Raw genomic sequence first — 14,815 nt, 5'->3', positions numbered from 1 at the left:
ACGGAGGCTGCGAGGTCGGCTTCTCGCTGCTCGACGGCGCCGAGCTCTCCTCCGTCGGCTCGTCACCCTCGTTCTGCTCGGAGGTGCCGGGCGCCTTCGTGGTCGAGGTCGCCTCGCCGTCCTGCGGGGCCGGGGCCTGCGGCTGCTCGGGCTGCTCCTGGGGCTGCCCGCCGTTGCCGTTGCCACCGCCGACGACCTGCGAGAAGGTCGTGCCGTTGCCACCGGAGACGGCCCCGCCGGTGGCGGTCTCGATACCGGTCAGCGCCAGCATCCCGATGACGAACGCACCGACGCTGGTACCGATGATCAACGGCCAGCGCAGCTTGCGGAGCTTTCCGGGCTCGGTCTCCGGGGACTCCATCCCGTCCTCGGCGGGACCCGGATCGACCTCGCTACCCGGCCGGGGAATGAACACGGTGCGTTCCCCGGCAGCCGACTGCCCGTGGCCGGCGATCGGCATCCGCTGCGTGAGGTCCCCGTCGGAAGCGGGCGCGGAGCCACCGGGCACGGTGTCGCCGGGCACGCCCTCGGTCCCCTGGCCACCGGCCCGGTCGTAGGCGTAAGTGCGCTGGGTACGGGTCTGCTGCCGGTACGCGGCCGTGTGCTGACCCGGTACCTGCCTGGCGATCGGCATCGCCCTGGTCTGCTTGACGCGCGGGTCGGCGATCGCGAGCGCGACCTCCTTCGTCCGCTGCGCGGCCTCCCGGGTGCGCTTGAGCGAACGCAGGTACAGCTCGCTGCCGACGGTCGTGACGATGCTCGCCATCCCCGCACCGAGCACGGTGCCCGCCACGCCGAGCGTGGAGCCGAGCAGCGCGGCCGTCACCGCCGCCAGCGCCGCCGCGGCCACCTGGACCACCTTGATACCCGACTTCTCGTCCTTCTCGTCCTTCTCCTCGACCATGCTCCCGCTCGCCACTTCGCCCGGATGTTTCGACATCTTTATCAACGTGTAAGTCGAACGAGATGCTCCCGGCGTTGCCTGATAGTGACCCGCGCCACTCCGATCGTCCACAATGGACGGTATTTACTTGACACTTTCTTTCCCCGCCAAGCTAATCTCGACGCGAGTGCGCACGCAGATGCGTGGGCGTCCCCTCAACGTCGCAGTGCAGGCATTCGCCAGGACGTGGCGCCTCCGACGGCCCGCCGAAGTCGTCCTCCGCGGCGAGCACCCGGTTGCGCGTGGCCGCCCCGAGCGTTCCGCCGACCACGGCCAGCCCGGCGCACACCCACAACGCCCTCCGCCACCCGTCGGTGAGCGCCGCGGGGTCGGCGTAGGCCGCTCCGGTGAGCCCGGCCACGGCGGGCAGCAGCGCGATCGCCAGCAGTCCACCGGAGCGGGCGACGGCGTTGTTCACCCCGGATGCCGCCCCCGCGTGGCTGTCCGGGGCCGCGGCCAGCACGGTGGCCGTCACCGGGGCGACGACCGCCGCCAGCCCCAGCCCGAACACCACCACGGCGGGCAGCACCGCGCCGAGGTACGAGGCGCCGGGGGTGACCCTGGTCAGCAGCAGCACGCCCGCCGCCAGCAGCAGCGGCCCGACGGTGAGCTGCAGCCGGGGGCCGATGCGCTGCGCCAGCTTCCCGGAGCGCCCGGACAGCAGCAGCATGAGCACCGTGATCGGCAGTCCGGCGAGCCCGGCGGCCGTCGGCCCGTAACCGAGCGAGACCTGGAGCTGGAGCACCATCAGCATGAGCACACCGCCGAGGGCGGCGTAGACGACGAAGGTCAGCCCGTTGGCCAGCACGAACGTCCGGTCGCGGAACAACTCCGGTGGGACGAGCGGCGAGGACGACCGGCGCTGCAAACGGACGAACAGGCCGAGTCCCACGACCCCGGCCACCGCCGCGACGAGGACCAGCGGATCCCCCGCGCCGCGCACCGGCGCCTCGACCAGTGCCGCGGTGAGCCCGGCCAGACCGGCGGCGCCGAGCAGCGAACCGGCGATGTCCGGCCGGCCGTGCTGTTCCGGGTCACGCGACTCCGGCACGAACCGGCCGGCCATCCACACGCACAGCACCGCCAGCGGGACGTTGATCAGGAACGCCAGCCGCCAGGACCACACCTCCACCAGCAGACCACCGAGCAGCGGGCCGATGGCGGTGGCGATCCCGCCCAGCCCGGACCACGCGCCGATCGCCCTGGCCCGGTCCCGCCGGGCGAAGGACGCCTGCAGGATCGCCAGCGAGCCGGGCGTCAGCAGCGCCCCGCCGACGCCCTGCAGCACCCGGGTGAGCACCAGCATCTCCGTGGAGACGGCTGCCCCGCACAGCGCCGAGGCCACGCCGAACCAGACGACGCCGATGACGAAGACCCGCCGCCTGCCGTAGCGGTCGCTCAGCGAGCCCGCGATCAGGATCAGCGCGGCGAGGGCGAGCAGGTAGCCGTCGAGGATCCACTGCAGGCCCGCGACGGACGCCCCCAGTTCCGCCCCGATGCGCGGCAGCGCGACGTTGACGATCGTGCCGTCGAGCATCGCCATCCCGGACCCCAGGATGGTGGTCGCCAGGATGCCGCGCGCTCTGGGCGTGCCCCAGGTCGCACCGGGCGTCGTGGCGGTCACCGCTACGGGCGGTTCAGCGTGGTGACGAACTTGTACCGGTCACCGCGATAGATGGAGCGGACGAACTCGACGGGCTTGCCACCGGCGGCGAACGAGTGCCGGGACAGCAGCAGCATCGGCATACCGACGTCCGCGCCGAGCAGTTCGGCCTCACTCGGGCCCGCCAGTGCCGTCTCGATGGTCTCCTCGGCACGTTCCATCTCGACGTCGTAGTGCTCGCGCAGCACGGCGTAGAGCGAGCCGCCGACGGTGATGTGCTTGCGCAGCCCGCGGAATCGGCCGAGCGGCAGGTGCGTGGTCTCCAGCGCCATCGGCTCGGCGTCGGCGAGCCGGAGCCTGCGCAGCCGCAGCACCTTGGCGCCGAGCCGGATGCCGAGCAGCTTGGCGAGCTCGGCCTCGGCGGGCAGTTCCTCCATGTCGACCAGCCGCGAGGACGGCTCCCGGCCCTGGGCGCGCATGTCCTCGGTGTACGACGACAGTTGCAGCCGCTGCGCCAGTTTGGGCTCCGCGACGAAGGTGCCCTTGCCCTGTACGCGGTGCAGCCTGCCTTCGACGGTCAGATCGGCCAGTGCCTGCCGGACGGTCGTGCGGGAGACGGTGAACTCGCCGGCCAGCGTGCGCTCGGTCGGGATCGGCGAGCCGGCGGGCATCGCCTCCAGCAGGTCGAGCAGGTGCTGCTTGAGCGCCCAGTACTTGGGTTCACGCTGCCCCCGGCCGGCCGGAGCCGCGGCACCCGCCTGCCCGGCGGACGTTTCCAACATGACGGACTCCTACGGCTCGTGACACACAGAATGGGCTTCCCCCTGCGAATCCTCCCACCAGGAACGTACTCTTCGCGATCAGCCGGGAACACGGGTACGATTGGTCTAGACCTTAAAGGGTGAGCGTTGCCCGCACGGTCCGGCGCCCCGGACCCGGAGAGGACCACGATGAGCAGCCCCGAACGCCGCCCCGGCGCCCACATGACGGCCGAGATCGACGAGCAGCCCGCGATCCTGGACGCGCTCGTCGGCCGCCGTTCCGAATTCGCCGAGGTGGCCGCCGCGATCGCCCGGCGACCGCCCCGCTTCGTGCTGCTCGCCGCCCGCGGTTCGAGCGACCACGCCGCGCTCTACGCCAAGTACCTGGTCGAGGTCGTGCTGGGCCTGCCGGCCGGACTGGTGTCACCGTCCACCGCCACGCTCTACGGCGCACGCCCCGACCTCCGCGACGTCCTGCTGATCACCGTCAGCCAGAGCGGCGGCTCGCCGGACCTGGTCGAGGTCACCGAGACGGCGCGAGCACAGGGCGCGCTGACCGTCTCGGTGAGCAACACCCCCGGGTCCCCACTGGCCGCCGCGTCCGAACTGGCCGTGGACATCGGCGCCGGAACCGAGCACGCCGTGGCCGCGACCAAGACCTACGGTGCCACCCTGATGGCGCTGTACCTGCTGGTCGACGCCGTCCGCGGCGGTCACGGCGAGCACGCTGCCGGCATCGGCGAACTGGCCCGCGCGGCCCTGGACAGCCCCGGGGTGGAACGTGCCGTCGACCGCTACCGCTTCGTCGACCGCGTACTCACCACCGGCCGCGGCTACTCCTACGCCACCGCGCTGGAGGCCGCGCTGAAGCTGGCCGAGACGAGCTATCTCGCGGCGCGCGCGTACAGCGGCGCGGATCTGCTGCACGGCCCGGTCGCCGCCGTCGACTCGGAGACCGCGGTGCTGGCGGTGACCAGCGAGGGCCGGGGCGGGGCGGCGATGCACGAGGTGCTGGCCGCCGTCGGCGGTCGCGGTGCCGACATCCTGGCCGTCGGTTCGGCGGCGGCGAAGGCGCCCGCCGCCGTCCGCATCGACGTTCCGCGCACCGTCGAGGAACTGGCGCCGATCCTGGAGATCCTGCCGATCCAGCGGCTCGCACTGGGCCTGGCACTGGCCCGTGGCGGCGACCCGGACAACCCGAGGGGCCTGCTCAAGGTCACCCGCACCCGGTGACCGGCACGGCAGGAGGCGGCGTGATCCACCAGGAGCCCGGCCGGGGTTACGTGCTCGGCGTCGACGCGGGCGGTACGTCCAGCAGGGCGCTGCTGACCGCAGCGGACGGGACGGTGCTGGGCACCGGCCGCTCCGGGGGCGCCAACCCGAACTCGCACCCACCGGCCGAGGCGGCCGCGCACATCGTCGAGGCACTGGCGGCCGCGCTGGACGCGCACAACCCCGGACGGGTACGCGCCTGTGTCGTCGGGCTGGCCGGCGCCAGCAAGCTCACCGATCCGGCCGTGGCGGAACTGTTCGGCAAGGCCTGGGCCGGTCTCGGGCTCGGCTGCGAGGTCCGGGTCGTCTCCGACGCGGAGGCGGCGTTCGCCTCGGCCACCTCGGCCGCGGACGGAACCGTGCTGGTCGCCGGAACCGGGTCCATCGCCGGACGGATCCGGCAGCGCCGCCGGATCGCCACCGCGGGTGGCTACGGCTGGCTGCTCGGCGACGAGGGCTCCGGCTTCTGGATCGGCCGCGAGGCCGTCCGGTCGGCGCTGGCGACACTCACCGCCGACCGCGAGGAACCCGGCCCGCTCGCGCGCGCGGTGCTCACCGAGGCACTCGGCGCGCACGAGGCGCACGGCACCGGCCTGCGCACCGCGCACCGGCTGATCACCACGGTCAACGGCCAGCCCCCCGTGCGGCTCGCCCGGTTCGCGCCACTGGTCAGCGCGCTCGCCGACACCGACGAGGCGGCAGGCACGATCGTCGGCGAGGCCGCGGCGCACCTGGTGCGGATCGCGCTGGCCAGCAGGGACGCCGGCGAGCGGACTCCCGTCGTGCTGGTCGGCAGCGTGCTGGGCGAGGGCAGCCCGGTCGGCGCCCGGGTACGCGAACAACTGGCCGGGGTGGACGTTCTGGCCAGTTCCGACGGGGTGGCGGGCGCGAACTGGCTCGCCGCGGTGGAGGCCTTCGGCGAGCAAGCCCCCCGTCCGCTGTCCGGCTGAACGGAACCGGCCGGACGGGCGAGACGGCGGAGATCTCCGGATCTTCGACCTCGCGCAAGACTGCCCGAAACACGATCGGGCGGGTACCGTTGACCTCGGCCCCCGGACCCTCCCCCCTCGCCGGGGGCCACCTCATGCGCCGGGTGGCTCGGCCGCCCCGGAACGCGGATGCCGGATTCCCGGATGCTCCGCGGGCAGCGCGCGATGCAGCACCCAGCCGCTCACCGCGACCGTCAGCGCCACCAGTGGCCAGGTCAGCACCGTTCTGGCCACGCCGAGCGCCACCACCTGCCCGCTCCACCAGAGCAGGCCGAACACGAGCACGCGCACCGTGTACTGGCCGAACACCCACACCCAGCTCGCCAGTGAGTACGCCCGCAGCAGCGCGGGATCGGCGCGCCAGCGGGTCTTCTGGCCGAGCAGCAAGCCGACGACCACACCGAGCAACGGCCACCGGAGGACGATGCTGGCCGCCCACAGCAGCGCACTGGCCACATTGGACAGGAGCTGGATGAGGAAGAAATCCTCCGCTCGGCCGGTGTGCAGGGCGACCAGCGCGGCCGCGATCACCGCGGCCAGGCTGACCACGACGGCACGAGCCCGCTCCCCCCGGGACAGCCGGAAGATCCCGACGAGAGCGCTGACGACGATGGCCGCGCCCGCACCCCACGCGATCGAGCGGTCGACCGCGAGCCAGCCCGCCACGAACGCGATCGGGGGCAGGCTCGCGTCGAGAGCGCCCCGCCTGCCGCCGAGGACCTCGGCCAGCGACTCCCGCCGGGGTGCGGTCTCCGCCTGTTCGGTCACCCCTACAGCCTGCCCGAAGAACCCGTTCCGGTCAGCCCCGTGCGGAGACGTTCGCCACACCCTGGCTACCGAACTCGAACGTTGAGGACGGAACCGGACGGGCCCGGTACCAATCTGGGTAATGAGGATGCGGCGGAAACCGACTACATCCACACTGGGCGGATCGCCGCTCCCGGCCCGACCGCGACCGCGTCGGCGCAGGCGGGGAATCGGGCGAGCATCCTGGGGTGTTACACATGGGGGCGCGTGTCAGCCGCACCGGCGCCGGCGGAGGGAGTCGAAAGTGCACGGCATTGACAGCTTCGTCGCCGTCGGCGACAGCTTCACCGAGGGACTGAACGATGCGCTGCCCGACGGCACGTTCCGCGGCTGGGCCGACCGGCTGGCCGGCGTTCTCGCGGCCGGACGGCCAGAGTTCAAGTACGCCAACCTCGCGGTACGCGGGAAGATGCTGGCCGAGATCATCGACGAACAGCTCCCCATCGCCCTGGAGACCCGGCCCGACCTGGTGACCCTGTGCGCGGGCGGCAACGACATCATCGTCCCCGGCGCCGATGTGGACGCGGTCGCCGGGAGCTTCGAGAAGGCGGTGGCCGCGCTGCGTGCCGCCGGCATCACGGTGGTGATCTTCACCGGCCCGGACACCAAACAGATGTCGGTGATGAACATCCTGCGCGGCAAGGTCGGCATCTACAACGCGCACCTGTGGGCCATCGCCGCGAGGCACGGCGCGCACGTCGTCGACCTCTGGGCGATGGACGCGCTGCACGACGTGCGCGCGTGGAGCGACGACCGGCTGCACTTCACCGCCGAGGGGCACCGCCGCATCGCACTGCGCACCGCCGACGTGCTCGGCGTGCCCACCGAGGGCGACTGGCAGGAACCGTGGCCGGAGATGAACGAACAGCACAACTGGATCGAGTTGCGCCGTTCCGATCTGGCCTGGACCCGCGTGCACCTGCTGCCGTGGATCCGCAGGCAGCTCCGCGGCGAGTCGATGGGTGACGGCCTCACCCCCAAACGGCCCGCGCTGGCCCCGTTGGTGGACGCTCCCGAGACGCCTCGGCAGGTCCGCGGCGGGCGGCTGGTGGACGCCTCGGCCGTGCGCCGCACCGGCGAAACCCGCTGACCCGCACCCACCCTGCGCTCGTCCGCGACGCCCCGCGGACCTCCGGTGACGGCCTCCGGCCGAACGCGGAGCACCCGAGCCCTACTGGTACTTTTGCTACTCCACGTGAGCGGGTGGGCGTCTCGCAGGCACCGGAATCCCGGCGACAAGGAGGATGGATGCCGCTCCCCCACTGGACCGCCGCCCACCTGCTGCCGCAGGGCAGGCATCCGGCGGATCTCGCCGACATCTACGAGCGGCTCGTCTACGACGCACCGCAGCCGCACCAGCGCGAAGTGCTGTTCAGCGCGCTCAGCAGCTATCTCGCCGCGGTGAGCCAGGTGATGCCGAGCGGTCGCGCCTGGATCGGCGGCAACTGGACGATGCGCACCGAGGATCTGGGCGGCGGCGTCGACGTCGTGCTGATCCCGGACGACTGGGGCAGCCTCAAGCGTCTCAACGACCGGGCGCAGGCCGGACTGTACGGACTGCTGACGCTGCGCGGAGTGATCGTCGAGCGGCCGGTGATGTACCTGGAGCAGGTGCAGCCGGTCGGCGGCCTGCTGGACGGATACCTCTGCTATCCCGGTGACGAGCAGACCTGGGCGAACGCCTGGTCCTCGGTGCGCGGTCCCGGCGGGGTCGCGCAGGGCGTCTCGAAGGGCTACCCGGAGGTGATGTGGTGAGCTTCGTGCGGATCGCGGAGAACGTACCCGGCGGCACCTGGCTTGACGACCTGGCGCGCGCCTCGGCGATGGCGGCGCACGCGAAGCTGGAGCGCACCACGCGCTCGCCGCTGCTGCGCGTCTCGGTACTCGGCTCCAGCCAGCTCGACGCCTACACCTTCTCCGACATCGGTAAGGCCCTGCAGGACGCCACCGCGAAAATCGGCCATATAGTCCGGAATCCGCGCAACGAGATCACCTACGTGCAGCCGACCGACCGGGAGAAGGCGCCGCTGATCCAGCGCGGACAGGCGGGCAACACCCTGTTCTTCGGCTTCCCGGAGCCGGATTCGGAGGGCGCGCTGATCCACGACGGCATCGAGACCCTGTCCGAACGTGCCGTGCGCGAACTCTGCGATTTCCTGCCCGCCAACGGTTCCGACGACGGTGCACTGGATGCCGTGCTGCTGCAGCGGGACACCGTGCGCAACGCGGTGAGCGATGTGGTCAACGCCGTGACCCGCAACGCGGGCGTCGGGCTGCGCTTCACCCCGACCACCGGTGACGAGCTGTCCCGGAGCATGACCACCGAACAGGCGCGCGTGCTGCACGGCAATCTGCGGGCGACGCGCGAGGACGTCGGCTACGAGACGGTCGCCGGCCGGCTGGACGGGGTCCGTACGCGGCGGCGGATCTTCTATCTGGAACGCGACAACGGCAGCACCATCCAGGGCGCGGTCTCCCCGGACCTGCTCGACGAGATCAAGCTCAGTCTCGACCAGCCGGTGACGGCCCGCCTGCGGGTGGTCCGCACGACCACCATCGACGGCAGGCGCGGGCGCCCCGTCTACGAGCTGCTGGAGATCCAGGCGGAGACCCGACTGTTCGACTGACCACGGCACCGGAGCCCCCGGCCGAAGAGTCACCTGGCAAGAACCTGCAAGTCGCGGGTCAGGACCCGAGCGCTGCGTACCGTCGCAGCGGTACTGACACCGACCCGACGGGGGTACCGATGCCCATGCGCACACCGATTACCAGGCTTTCCATTGTGCTGTCCGCGGCGGTGGTCGCGGCGACGCTCGGCGTACCGAGCGCGGTCGCCGGCACCGAGGCCGCACGCCCGGCATGCACGCCGTCCGAGGCAATGGACCTGTCCCAGTGGAAGGTGCAGTTGCCGACCGGCGAGGACGAGAAGCCGGACGAGGTCGAGCAGCCGGAACTCGACGAGTTCTCCGTCGATCCCTGGTTCACCGGCAACGAGGCCTGCGACGGTGTCCAGTTCCGCGCCGCGGTCAACGGGGTGACGACCAGCGGATCCGACTATCCGCGTTCCGAGCTGCGGGAGATGGACGGCGAGGACAAGGCCGAGTGGTCGACCTCCGAGGGCACGCACACGATGGTGATCAACGAGGCCATCACGCATCTGCCCGCGGATAAGCCGCACGTGGTGGCCGGCCAGATCCACGGTGGCGACGACGACCTCACCGTGTTCCGTTTGGAGGGCAGCAAGCTCTACGTGACCGACGGCGACGAAGCGCACCACAAACTCGTCATCGACGACTACGAGCTGGGTACCCCGTTCGAGGCGAAGTTCGTGGCGGGCGACGGAAAGATCAAGGCCTACTTCAACGGCGAGCTGCAGACGACGATCGAGGTGGACTCCTCGACGGCGTACTTCAAGGCGGGCGCGTACACGCAGGCGAACTGCGAGAGGTCCGACCCGTGCGAGGACGGCAACTACGGTGAGGTCCAGATCTCCAGCGTATCGGTGACACACGAGTAGCACCGGGATTCCTCGCAGTACGAGGAGAATCCGCCGGGAACAGTTTTTACAGCGCAGTCGGCCGGCGTTACCCCCACCGACGCCGGCCGACTGCGCGGGCGGTCCCCCAGGGGCCGCCGGTGCCTGAGGAGTCGTCGAGAACTGCCACCCCCCGCGGCATTGACGCGAGTCCGGCCGATCCCTCCCCAGGCCCGGCCGAGACCCGCATCCATGGCAGAGAGTACGCGCGGACCGCGGGCGGCCACTAAGAATCCGCTAAGCGTCCGCACCGTCCAGCGCGGTGAGCTCGGCGAGGATCTCGCCGCGACGGGCGGACCGCACTTTCTCGTGCAGCCGCAGGGAGGCGGTGAGCTCGGTTCGCGCGGCCTCGTGGTCGCCTTTGGCCCGCAGGATACGTCCGAGGCAGAGCCGGACGTCGGCCTCCTCCATGGTGATGTCCCGGCCGTCGCACAGGGCGATCGCTTCCCGTGCCCATTCCTCGGCCGCGTCGAGGTCGCCGGAGTTGAAGCAGATGTCGGCGAGGCTGCCCAGCGCGCTGACCACGTTGCCCCGGTCGCCGCGCCCCCGGTCGATCTCCAGCGCCGCCCGCTGGTACTCGATCGCCTCGGCGTACCTGCCCGCCTTGTTCTCCGTCCACGCGCAGTTGCCCAGTACCTGCGAGCGCAGACCGTCGTCACCGAGCCGGTCGGCCAGTTCCAGCGCCACCCGCAGGTGCGTGCTCGCCTCCTCGACCCGTCCCTCCCGCGCCAGCGCGCAACCGAGCTGGTTCTCCCTGGTCCGCAGCACCAGCTCGCCGTCCGCCTCGGACACCAGGTCATAGGCCCGGCGGGCGTCGGCGACGGCCCCGTCCGTGACGCCGAACGCGATCCGCACCCCGCAGCGGGAGATGAGCATCCAGAACAGGGCCAGCCGGTCGCCGCCGCGTTCCGCGGCGAAAAGGCCGGTTTCGGTGACCGCGAGCCACTCGTCCCAGGACGGCCGCACCCGCCGGTACGAGTGCGCGAGCCGGACGAGCTGCCACACCGGGATGTCCATGCCCGTGTCGAACGCGTTGTCCAGCAGGGCCCGCAGGTTCTGCCACTCGCTGGAGAACCAGGCGAGGGCGCGGTCCTGCTCCTCCAGCACGGGCAGGACCTCGGCGTCGACCAGGTCCCGGAAGTCGAGATCGTCGGACACCGGGCCGATCACCCGCCGGGCGGTGTCGCTCGCCGCCAGGAAGTAGTTCACCGCTCGGTGCATGATCTCGGTGCGCTCGGCCTCGGGCAGCCTGCCCGCAAGCTCACGAAGGTAGAGACGGACCAGGTCGTGCGGCTCGAAGGTGTTCCGGGTGGACTCGGTCAGCAGATGCTGCGTGGCCAGTTCCCGGAGCCGTTCCCTGGCCACCGGGACCGTGGTGCCGCTGATCGCGGCCACCAGATGCGGCCGGACCGAGGTACCGGTGAGCACTCCGAGCCGGGCGAAGGTGTCCGCCTGTTCCGGTCGCAGGCCGCGGAACGAGACGTCCAGTGCCGCCCGGACGCTCACGTCCCCGCCGCCGACATCCAGCGCCGCCAGGCGGGTGCGTTCGTCGGCGAGCTCGTCCACCACGTCGTCGACCATCCACTGTGGACTGGCGGCCAGCCGGGCAGCGGCGATGCGCAACGCGAGTGGCAGGTAGCCGCACAGCCGCGCCACCCGCTCGTTGCGTCCCGCTTCGCCCGTGCCGGCCAGTTCCTCGACCAGCCGGACGGCGTCACCGGGCGGCAACGTGTCCAGCGGGAGCAGGCGCGCCGCGTTGGACACCGCCAGCCCCTCCAGCCGGTAACGGCTGGTCACCAGGGCCATCGAACCGTTGCCCGGCGGCAGCAGTGGGCGCACCTGCTCGGCGGACACGGCGTCGTCGAGCAGCACCAGCACCCGGCGGTCGGCCAGCAGCGAGCGGTACAGAGCCAGCCTGTCGTCGAAACCCTCCGGCATCTCGGAGGCGTGCACCCGCAGGCCGAGCAGGAACTGCGCCAGCACCTCGCCGGCCGCCAGCGCGGGCTGGCCGGGGTCGAAACCGCGCAGCCAGGCGAAAAGCACCCCGTCGCCGAAACCGGAGGCGGCGCCGTGCGCCCAGGACACGACCAGGGTGCTCTTGCCGACCCCGGCGGGCCCGGTGACCACGCCGACCGCGTTCGCGCCCCGCTCGGCGACCTCGCGCAGATCGCTCAGCCACGCCAGATCCGCCTGCCGCCCGGCCAGGTTCGGCACGCTCGGCGGGAGCTGCGCGGGGCGGAGACGGACGAGGTCGGGAGCCTCGGGGCTGCCGGTGACCGAAGGGTCGTCGCGCAGCACCCGTTCGTGCAGCGACTGCAGTTCCGGTCCGGGGCCGATACCCAGGACGTCGGCGGAGTGCCGGGACACCCGGCGGTAGATCTCCAGCGCGTCCGCGCGGCGCCCCGCCCTGCAGAGCGCGGTCATGAGCTGGCCGACCGTGCGCTCGGAGAGCGGGTTCTCCCGGACGATCGGGGCCAGCTCGGCGATCAGCGCGGCGTGCCTGCCGAGTTCGAGGTCGGCGTCCACTCTCGCCCCGTGCACGGCCAGCCGCAGTTCCTCCAGTTCCGGTGCGGTGACGGTGGCCGGAACGCCGGCGAGTTCGGGCCCGCGCCAGAGCGCGAACGCCTGGGCCAGCAGCGCAGCCCGCCGGTCGAGGGCCGCGGACGCGGCCTGTTCGAGCAGCAGCCGGGCCTCGACGGCGTCCACCCAGCGGGGCGGGATGACGAGTTCGTAGCCGGGCGCGGCGGTGTGGATGGCGACCTCGTCCTGCGGTACCGCGCGGAGGACGCGCCGCAGGTGGGAGACGTTCCCCTGGACGATCGTGCGGGCCGTGGCGGGCGGATCGTCACCCCAGAGCGCGTCGATGATGTCGTCGACGGTCACCACGGAATTGGCGCGCATCGCCAGCAGGGCGAGCAGTCCGCGGACGCCGGGGCCACCGATCGCCACCTCGTGCTCGTGCATCAGCAATTGCACTCGACCGAGAAGAAGCACACGCACCGCAGGCGCTCCGACCGCGCGAGTGCTCACGTCCGTCTCCCGGGATCATCCCCACAAACCGCTTGCTCGAACCTACCGTGTGGGCCCTGCCTGCGACGATGACGGCAGGCACAGCGAAGCCGACGCCACGGGCGAACACGGCGGGCACGAAGACGAGTAGGGCCCCGTGCCATCAGTCCCGATCTGATGGCGCGGGGCCCTACTCGGTGTTCCGGGCGACGCACCGCCGAAGCGGTCCGTCAATGCCGTTGCCGACAGCGGCGCGGGGCTCACCCCGAGCGAGGAACCCGTGCTGCTGCCGGCAACGACTGTCCCGTCCGCACCCTGCCAGTGTCCTGGGGACGCCGACGTGACGGCGATAACCTAACAGGGCGCGAGTGATTCATTACAGCCGACCCACCCGGGTGACAGAAACCGCCGTCAGCGTGATAGCGGCGCGAACTCACGGCTTCCGATGAACCCGGGGCGTGGCCGTCCGGCCGCGAACGGTTCCTCGAGAGTGTTCTCGACGCTGTTGAACACCAGGAAGATGTTCGACCTCGGGTACGGCGTGATGTTGTTGCCCGATCCGTGCATGACGTTCGAGTCGAAGAACAGCGCCGAGCCCGCCGAACCGGTGAACTGGTCGATCCCGCACTCCGCGGCCAGTGACGAGACGTCGTCCTCGGACGGCACGCCGAACCGCTGCTCCTTGAGCGAAGCCCGGTAGTGGTTGTCCGGTGTCTCGCCGACGCACTGCACGAACGTCCGCTGCGAGCCGGGCATCACCATCAGCCCGCCGTTGAACGGGTAGTTGTCGCTGAGCGCGATGGAGCAGCTCACCGCACGCGGCCTCGGCATGCCGTCCTCGGCGTGCCAGGTCTCGAAATCGGAATGCCAGTAGAAGCCGGAGCCGGTGAAGCCGGGCATGTAGTTGACCCGGCTCTGGTGGATGTAGACGTCCGAGCCGAGAATCTGCCGCGCCCGGTCCAGGATCCGCGGGTCGGTGGTCAGCACACCGATCAACTCGCTGATCGTGTGCACCTCGAAGATGGAGCGGACCTCACCGTGCTTCTTCTCGGTGATCACTCGCTCGTCGGCCTTCAACTCCTCATCGGAGGACAGCCGGACGAGTTCCTGCCAGTAGTGCTGGACCTCGGCGGGGGACAGCAGCCCCTCCACCGTCGAGAATCCACGTTCGTCGTGTGCGGCGAGGGTGGCCGCGTCCATCGGGCCGTCGTCCTCGCGTCCCCACACCGTCGGGTCCTGCCTCGGGATGGACCGTGCGTCATCGGGGATCCTGGTCGGGTAGCTGTCCTCGACACGGATGTCCGTGATCGTCAACGTGCTCGCCTCCTCGCGATCTCGCTTTCTCTCGTTCCCCGTTCGCTCGTGGTGGTTCGGGTGCCGTCTGCGTCACCCCGGTCGTGAATGCATCGTGGGAGGTGCCCCAGTACAGGGACACCACCCACGGTGGTCGTGCCGGTCGACGCCTCGGCGGCGTCAGTCCTCTTCGCGCACCAGCGGATACACGCCGTTCTCGTCGTGCACCTCGCGTCCGGTGACCGGCGGGTTGAAGACGCACACGGTCTTCATGTCGGTCTTCGGCCGCACCTGGTGCTTGTCGTGGTTGTTCAGCAGGTAGAGCGAACCGGGCTTCAACTGGTGCACCTCACCAGTCGCCTTGTCCTCGATTTCCCCCTCACCCTCGAAGACAAACACCGCTTCGATGTGGTTCGCGTACCAGAAGTCGTTCAGGGTGCCGGCGTAGAGCGTGGTCTCGTGCACCGAGAAACCGACCTTCTCCTTGGCCAGCACGATCCGCTTGCTGCGCCAGTTCTCGGTCTTGATGTCCGCGTCGGTGTCCGTGATCTCGTCGAGGGTACGAACGATCAAGGCTCTCTCCATTCATGTCTTCGGTTTGTG

The 14,815-nt window shown here is 71.1% G+C and carries 12 protein-coding genes and 1 pseudogene; 6 read left to right on the top strand and 7 right to left on the bottom strand.

The genetic code is table 11. From position 1 onward, the window contains the following. Window positions 1-673: 673 nt before the first annotated feature. The 3 genes and pseudogenes from CFN78_RS30370 to CFN78_RS22865 all read right to left on the bottom strand — a co-directional run. Window positions 674-904, bottom strand: a pseudogene (locus CFN78_RS30370) (hypothetical protein); the annotation flags it as partial. A 151-nt stretch (window positions 905-1,055) separates the two neighbouring features. After that, window positions 1,056-2,567 carry an MFS transporter gene (locus CFN78_RS22870; RefSeq protein ID WP_276307352.1) on the bottom strand — a complete coding sequence of 504 codons (1,512 nt, stop codon included), beginning with the start codon at window positions 2,565-2,567 and terminating at the stop codon, window positions 1,056-1,058. A gap of 2 nt (window positions 2,568-2,569) precedes the next feature. Next, window positions 2,570-3,328 (bottom strand): GntR family transcriptional regulator, encoded by a 759-nt coding sequence (locus CFN78_RS22865; RefSeq protein WP_094864926.1) that lies wholly within the window; start codon window positions 3,326-3,328, stop codon window positions 2,570-2,572. Window positions 3,329-3,496: 168 nt separating this feature from the next. On the opposite strand from CFN78_RS22865, the gene CFN78_RS22860 reads away from it, so the two are divergent. Both CFN78_RS22860 and CFN78_RS22855 read left to right on the top strand, forming a co-directional pair. After that, complete coding sequence (locus tag CFN78_RS22860) at window positions 3,497-4,540, top strand: SIS domain-containing protein (RefSeq protein ID WP_240519634.1); 1,044 nt, start codon at window positions 3,497-3,499, stop codon at window positions 4,538-4,540. Window positions 4,541-4,560: 20 nt separating this feature from the next. Continuing rightward, complete coding sequence (locus CFN78_RS22855) at window positions 4,561-5,529, top strand: N-acetylglucosamine kinase (RefSeq protein ID WP_240519633.1); 969 nt, start codon at window positions 4,561-4,563, stop codon at window positions 5,527-5,529. A gap of 132 nt (window positions 5,530-5,661) precedes the next feature. On the opposite strand, the gene CFN78_RS22850 is transcribed toward CFN78_RS22855, so the two are convergent. Further along, complete coding sequence (locus tag CFN78_RS22850) at window positions 5,662-6,336, bottom strand: DUF3159 domain-containing protein (protein ID WP_094864924.1); 675 nt, start codon at window positions 6,334-6,336, stop codon at window positions 5,662-5,664. Between the two features lie 283 nt (window positions 6,337-6,619). Here CFN78_RS22850 and CFN78_RS22845 point away from each other — a divergent pair, with 283 nt between their 5' ends. The 4 genes from CFN78_RS22845 to CFN78_RS22830 all read left to right on the top strand — a co-directional run bounded on the left by CFN78_RS22845 (window position 6,620) and on the right by CFN78_RS22830 (window position 9,892). Continuing rightward, window positions 6,620-7,465: an SGNH/GDSL hydrolase family protein gene (locus CFN78_RS22845; protein WP_094864923.1), complete on the top strand. Its 846-nt coding sequence runs from the start codon at window positions 6,620-6,622 to the stop codon at window positions 7,463-7,465. Between the two features lie 158 nt (window positions 7,466-7,623). Next, window positions 7,624-8,130, top strand: coding sequence for a DUF6932 family protein (locus CFN78_RS22840; protein WP_094864922.1), 507 nt, complete (start codon window positions 7,624-7,626; stop codon window positions 8,128-8,130). After that, window positions 8,124-9,002 (top strand): hypothetical protein, encoded by an 879-nt coding sequence (locus CFN78_RS22835; protein ID WP_094864921.1) that lies wholly within the window; start codon window positions 8,124-8,126, stop codon window positions 9,000-9,002. Before CFN78_RS22840 ends, CFN78_RS22835 begins: the two co-directional genes overlap by 7 nt. Before the next feature lie 125 nt (window positions 9,003-9,127). After that, complete coding sequence (locus CFN78_RS22830) at window positions 9,128-9,892, top strand: polysaccharide lyase family 7 protein (protein ID WP_094864920.1); 765 nt, start codon at window positions 9,128-9,130, stop codon at window positions 9,890-9,892. Window positions 9,893-10,147: 255 nt separating this feature from the next. Here the strand turns inward: CFN78_RS22830 and CFN78_RS22825 are convergent, their stop codons facing one another. The 3 genes from CFN78_RS22825 to CFN78_RS22815 form a co-directional block, all read right to left on the bottom strand. Further along, window positions 10,148-12,886, bottom strand: coding sequence for an AfsR/SARP family transcriptional regulator (locus CFN78_RS22825; RefSeq protein WP_240519632.1), 2,739 nt, complete (start codon window positions 12,884-12,886; stop codon window positions 10,148-10,150). A gap of 444 nt (window positions 12,887-13,330) precedes the next feature. Further along, window positions 13,331-14,233 carry an ectoine hydroxylase gene (gene thpD / locus CFN78_RS22820; protein ID WP_094864918.1) on the bottom strand — a complete coding sequence of 301 codons (903 nt, stop codon included), beginning with the start codon at window positions 14,231-14,233 and terminating at the stop codon, window positions 13,331-13,333. A 159-nt stretch (window positions 14,234-14,392) separates the two neighbouring features. Then, complete coding sequence (locus tag CFN78_RS22815) at window positions 14,393-14,785, bottom strand: ectoine synthase (RefSeq protein WP_094864917.1); 393 nt, start codon at window positions 14,783-14,785, stop codon at window positions 14,393-14,395. Between the last annotated feature and the right edge of the window lie 30 nt (window positions 14,786-14,815).

Source organism: Amycolatopsis antarctica (genome assembly GCF_002262875.1).
Classification (GTDB): domain Bacteria; phylum Actinomycetota; class Actinomycetes; order Mycobacteriales; family Pseudonocardiaceae; genus Amycolatopsis; species Amycolatopsis antarctica.
The sequence above is the reverse complement of the archived record's forward strand: the minus strand, read 5'-3'. Positions and strand labels throughout refer to the sequence as shown.

What these genes read in the sequence shown, in the direction of transcription:
- CFN78_RS22840 (WP_094864922.1), top strand. Translation starts at nt 7,624, where the DNA reads ATGCCGCTCCCCCACTGGACCGCCGCCCACCTGCTGCCGCAGGGCAGG.
- CFN78_RS22865 (WP_094864926.1), bottom strand. Translation starts at nt 3,328, where the DNA reads ATGTTGGAAACGTCCGCCGGGCAGGCGGGTGCCGCGGCTCCGGCCGGC.
- CFN78_RS22830 (WP_094864920.1), top strand. Translation starts at nt 9,128, where the DNA reads ATGCGCACACCGATTACCAGGCTTTCCATTGTGCTGTCCGCGGCGGTG.
- CFN78_RS22860 (WP_240519634.1), top strand. Translation starts at nt 3,497, where the DNA reads ATGAGCAGCCCCGAACGCCGCCCCGGCGCCCACATGACGGCCGAGATC.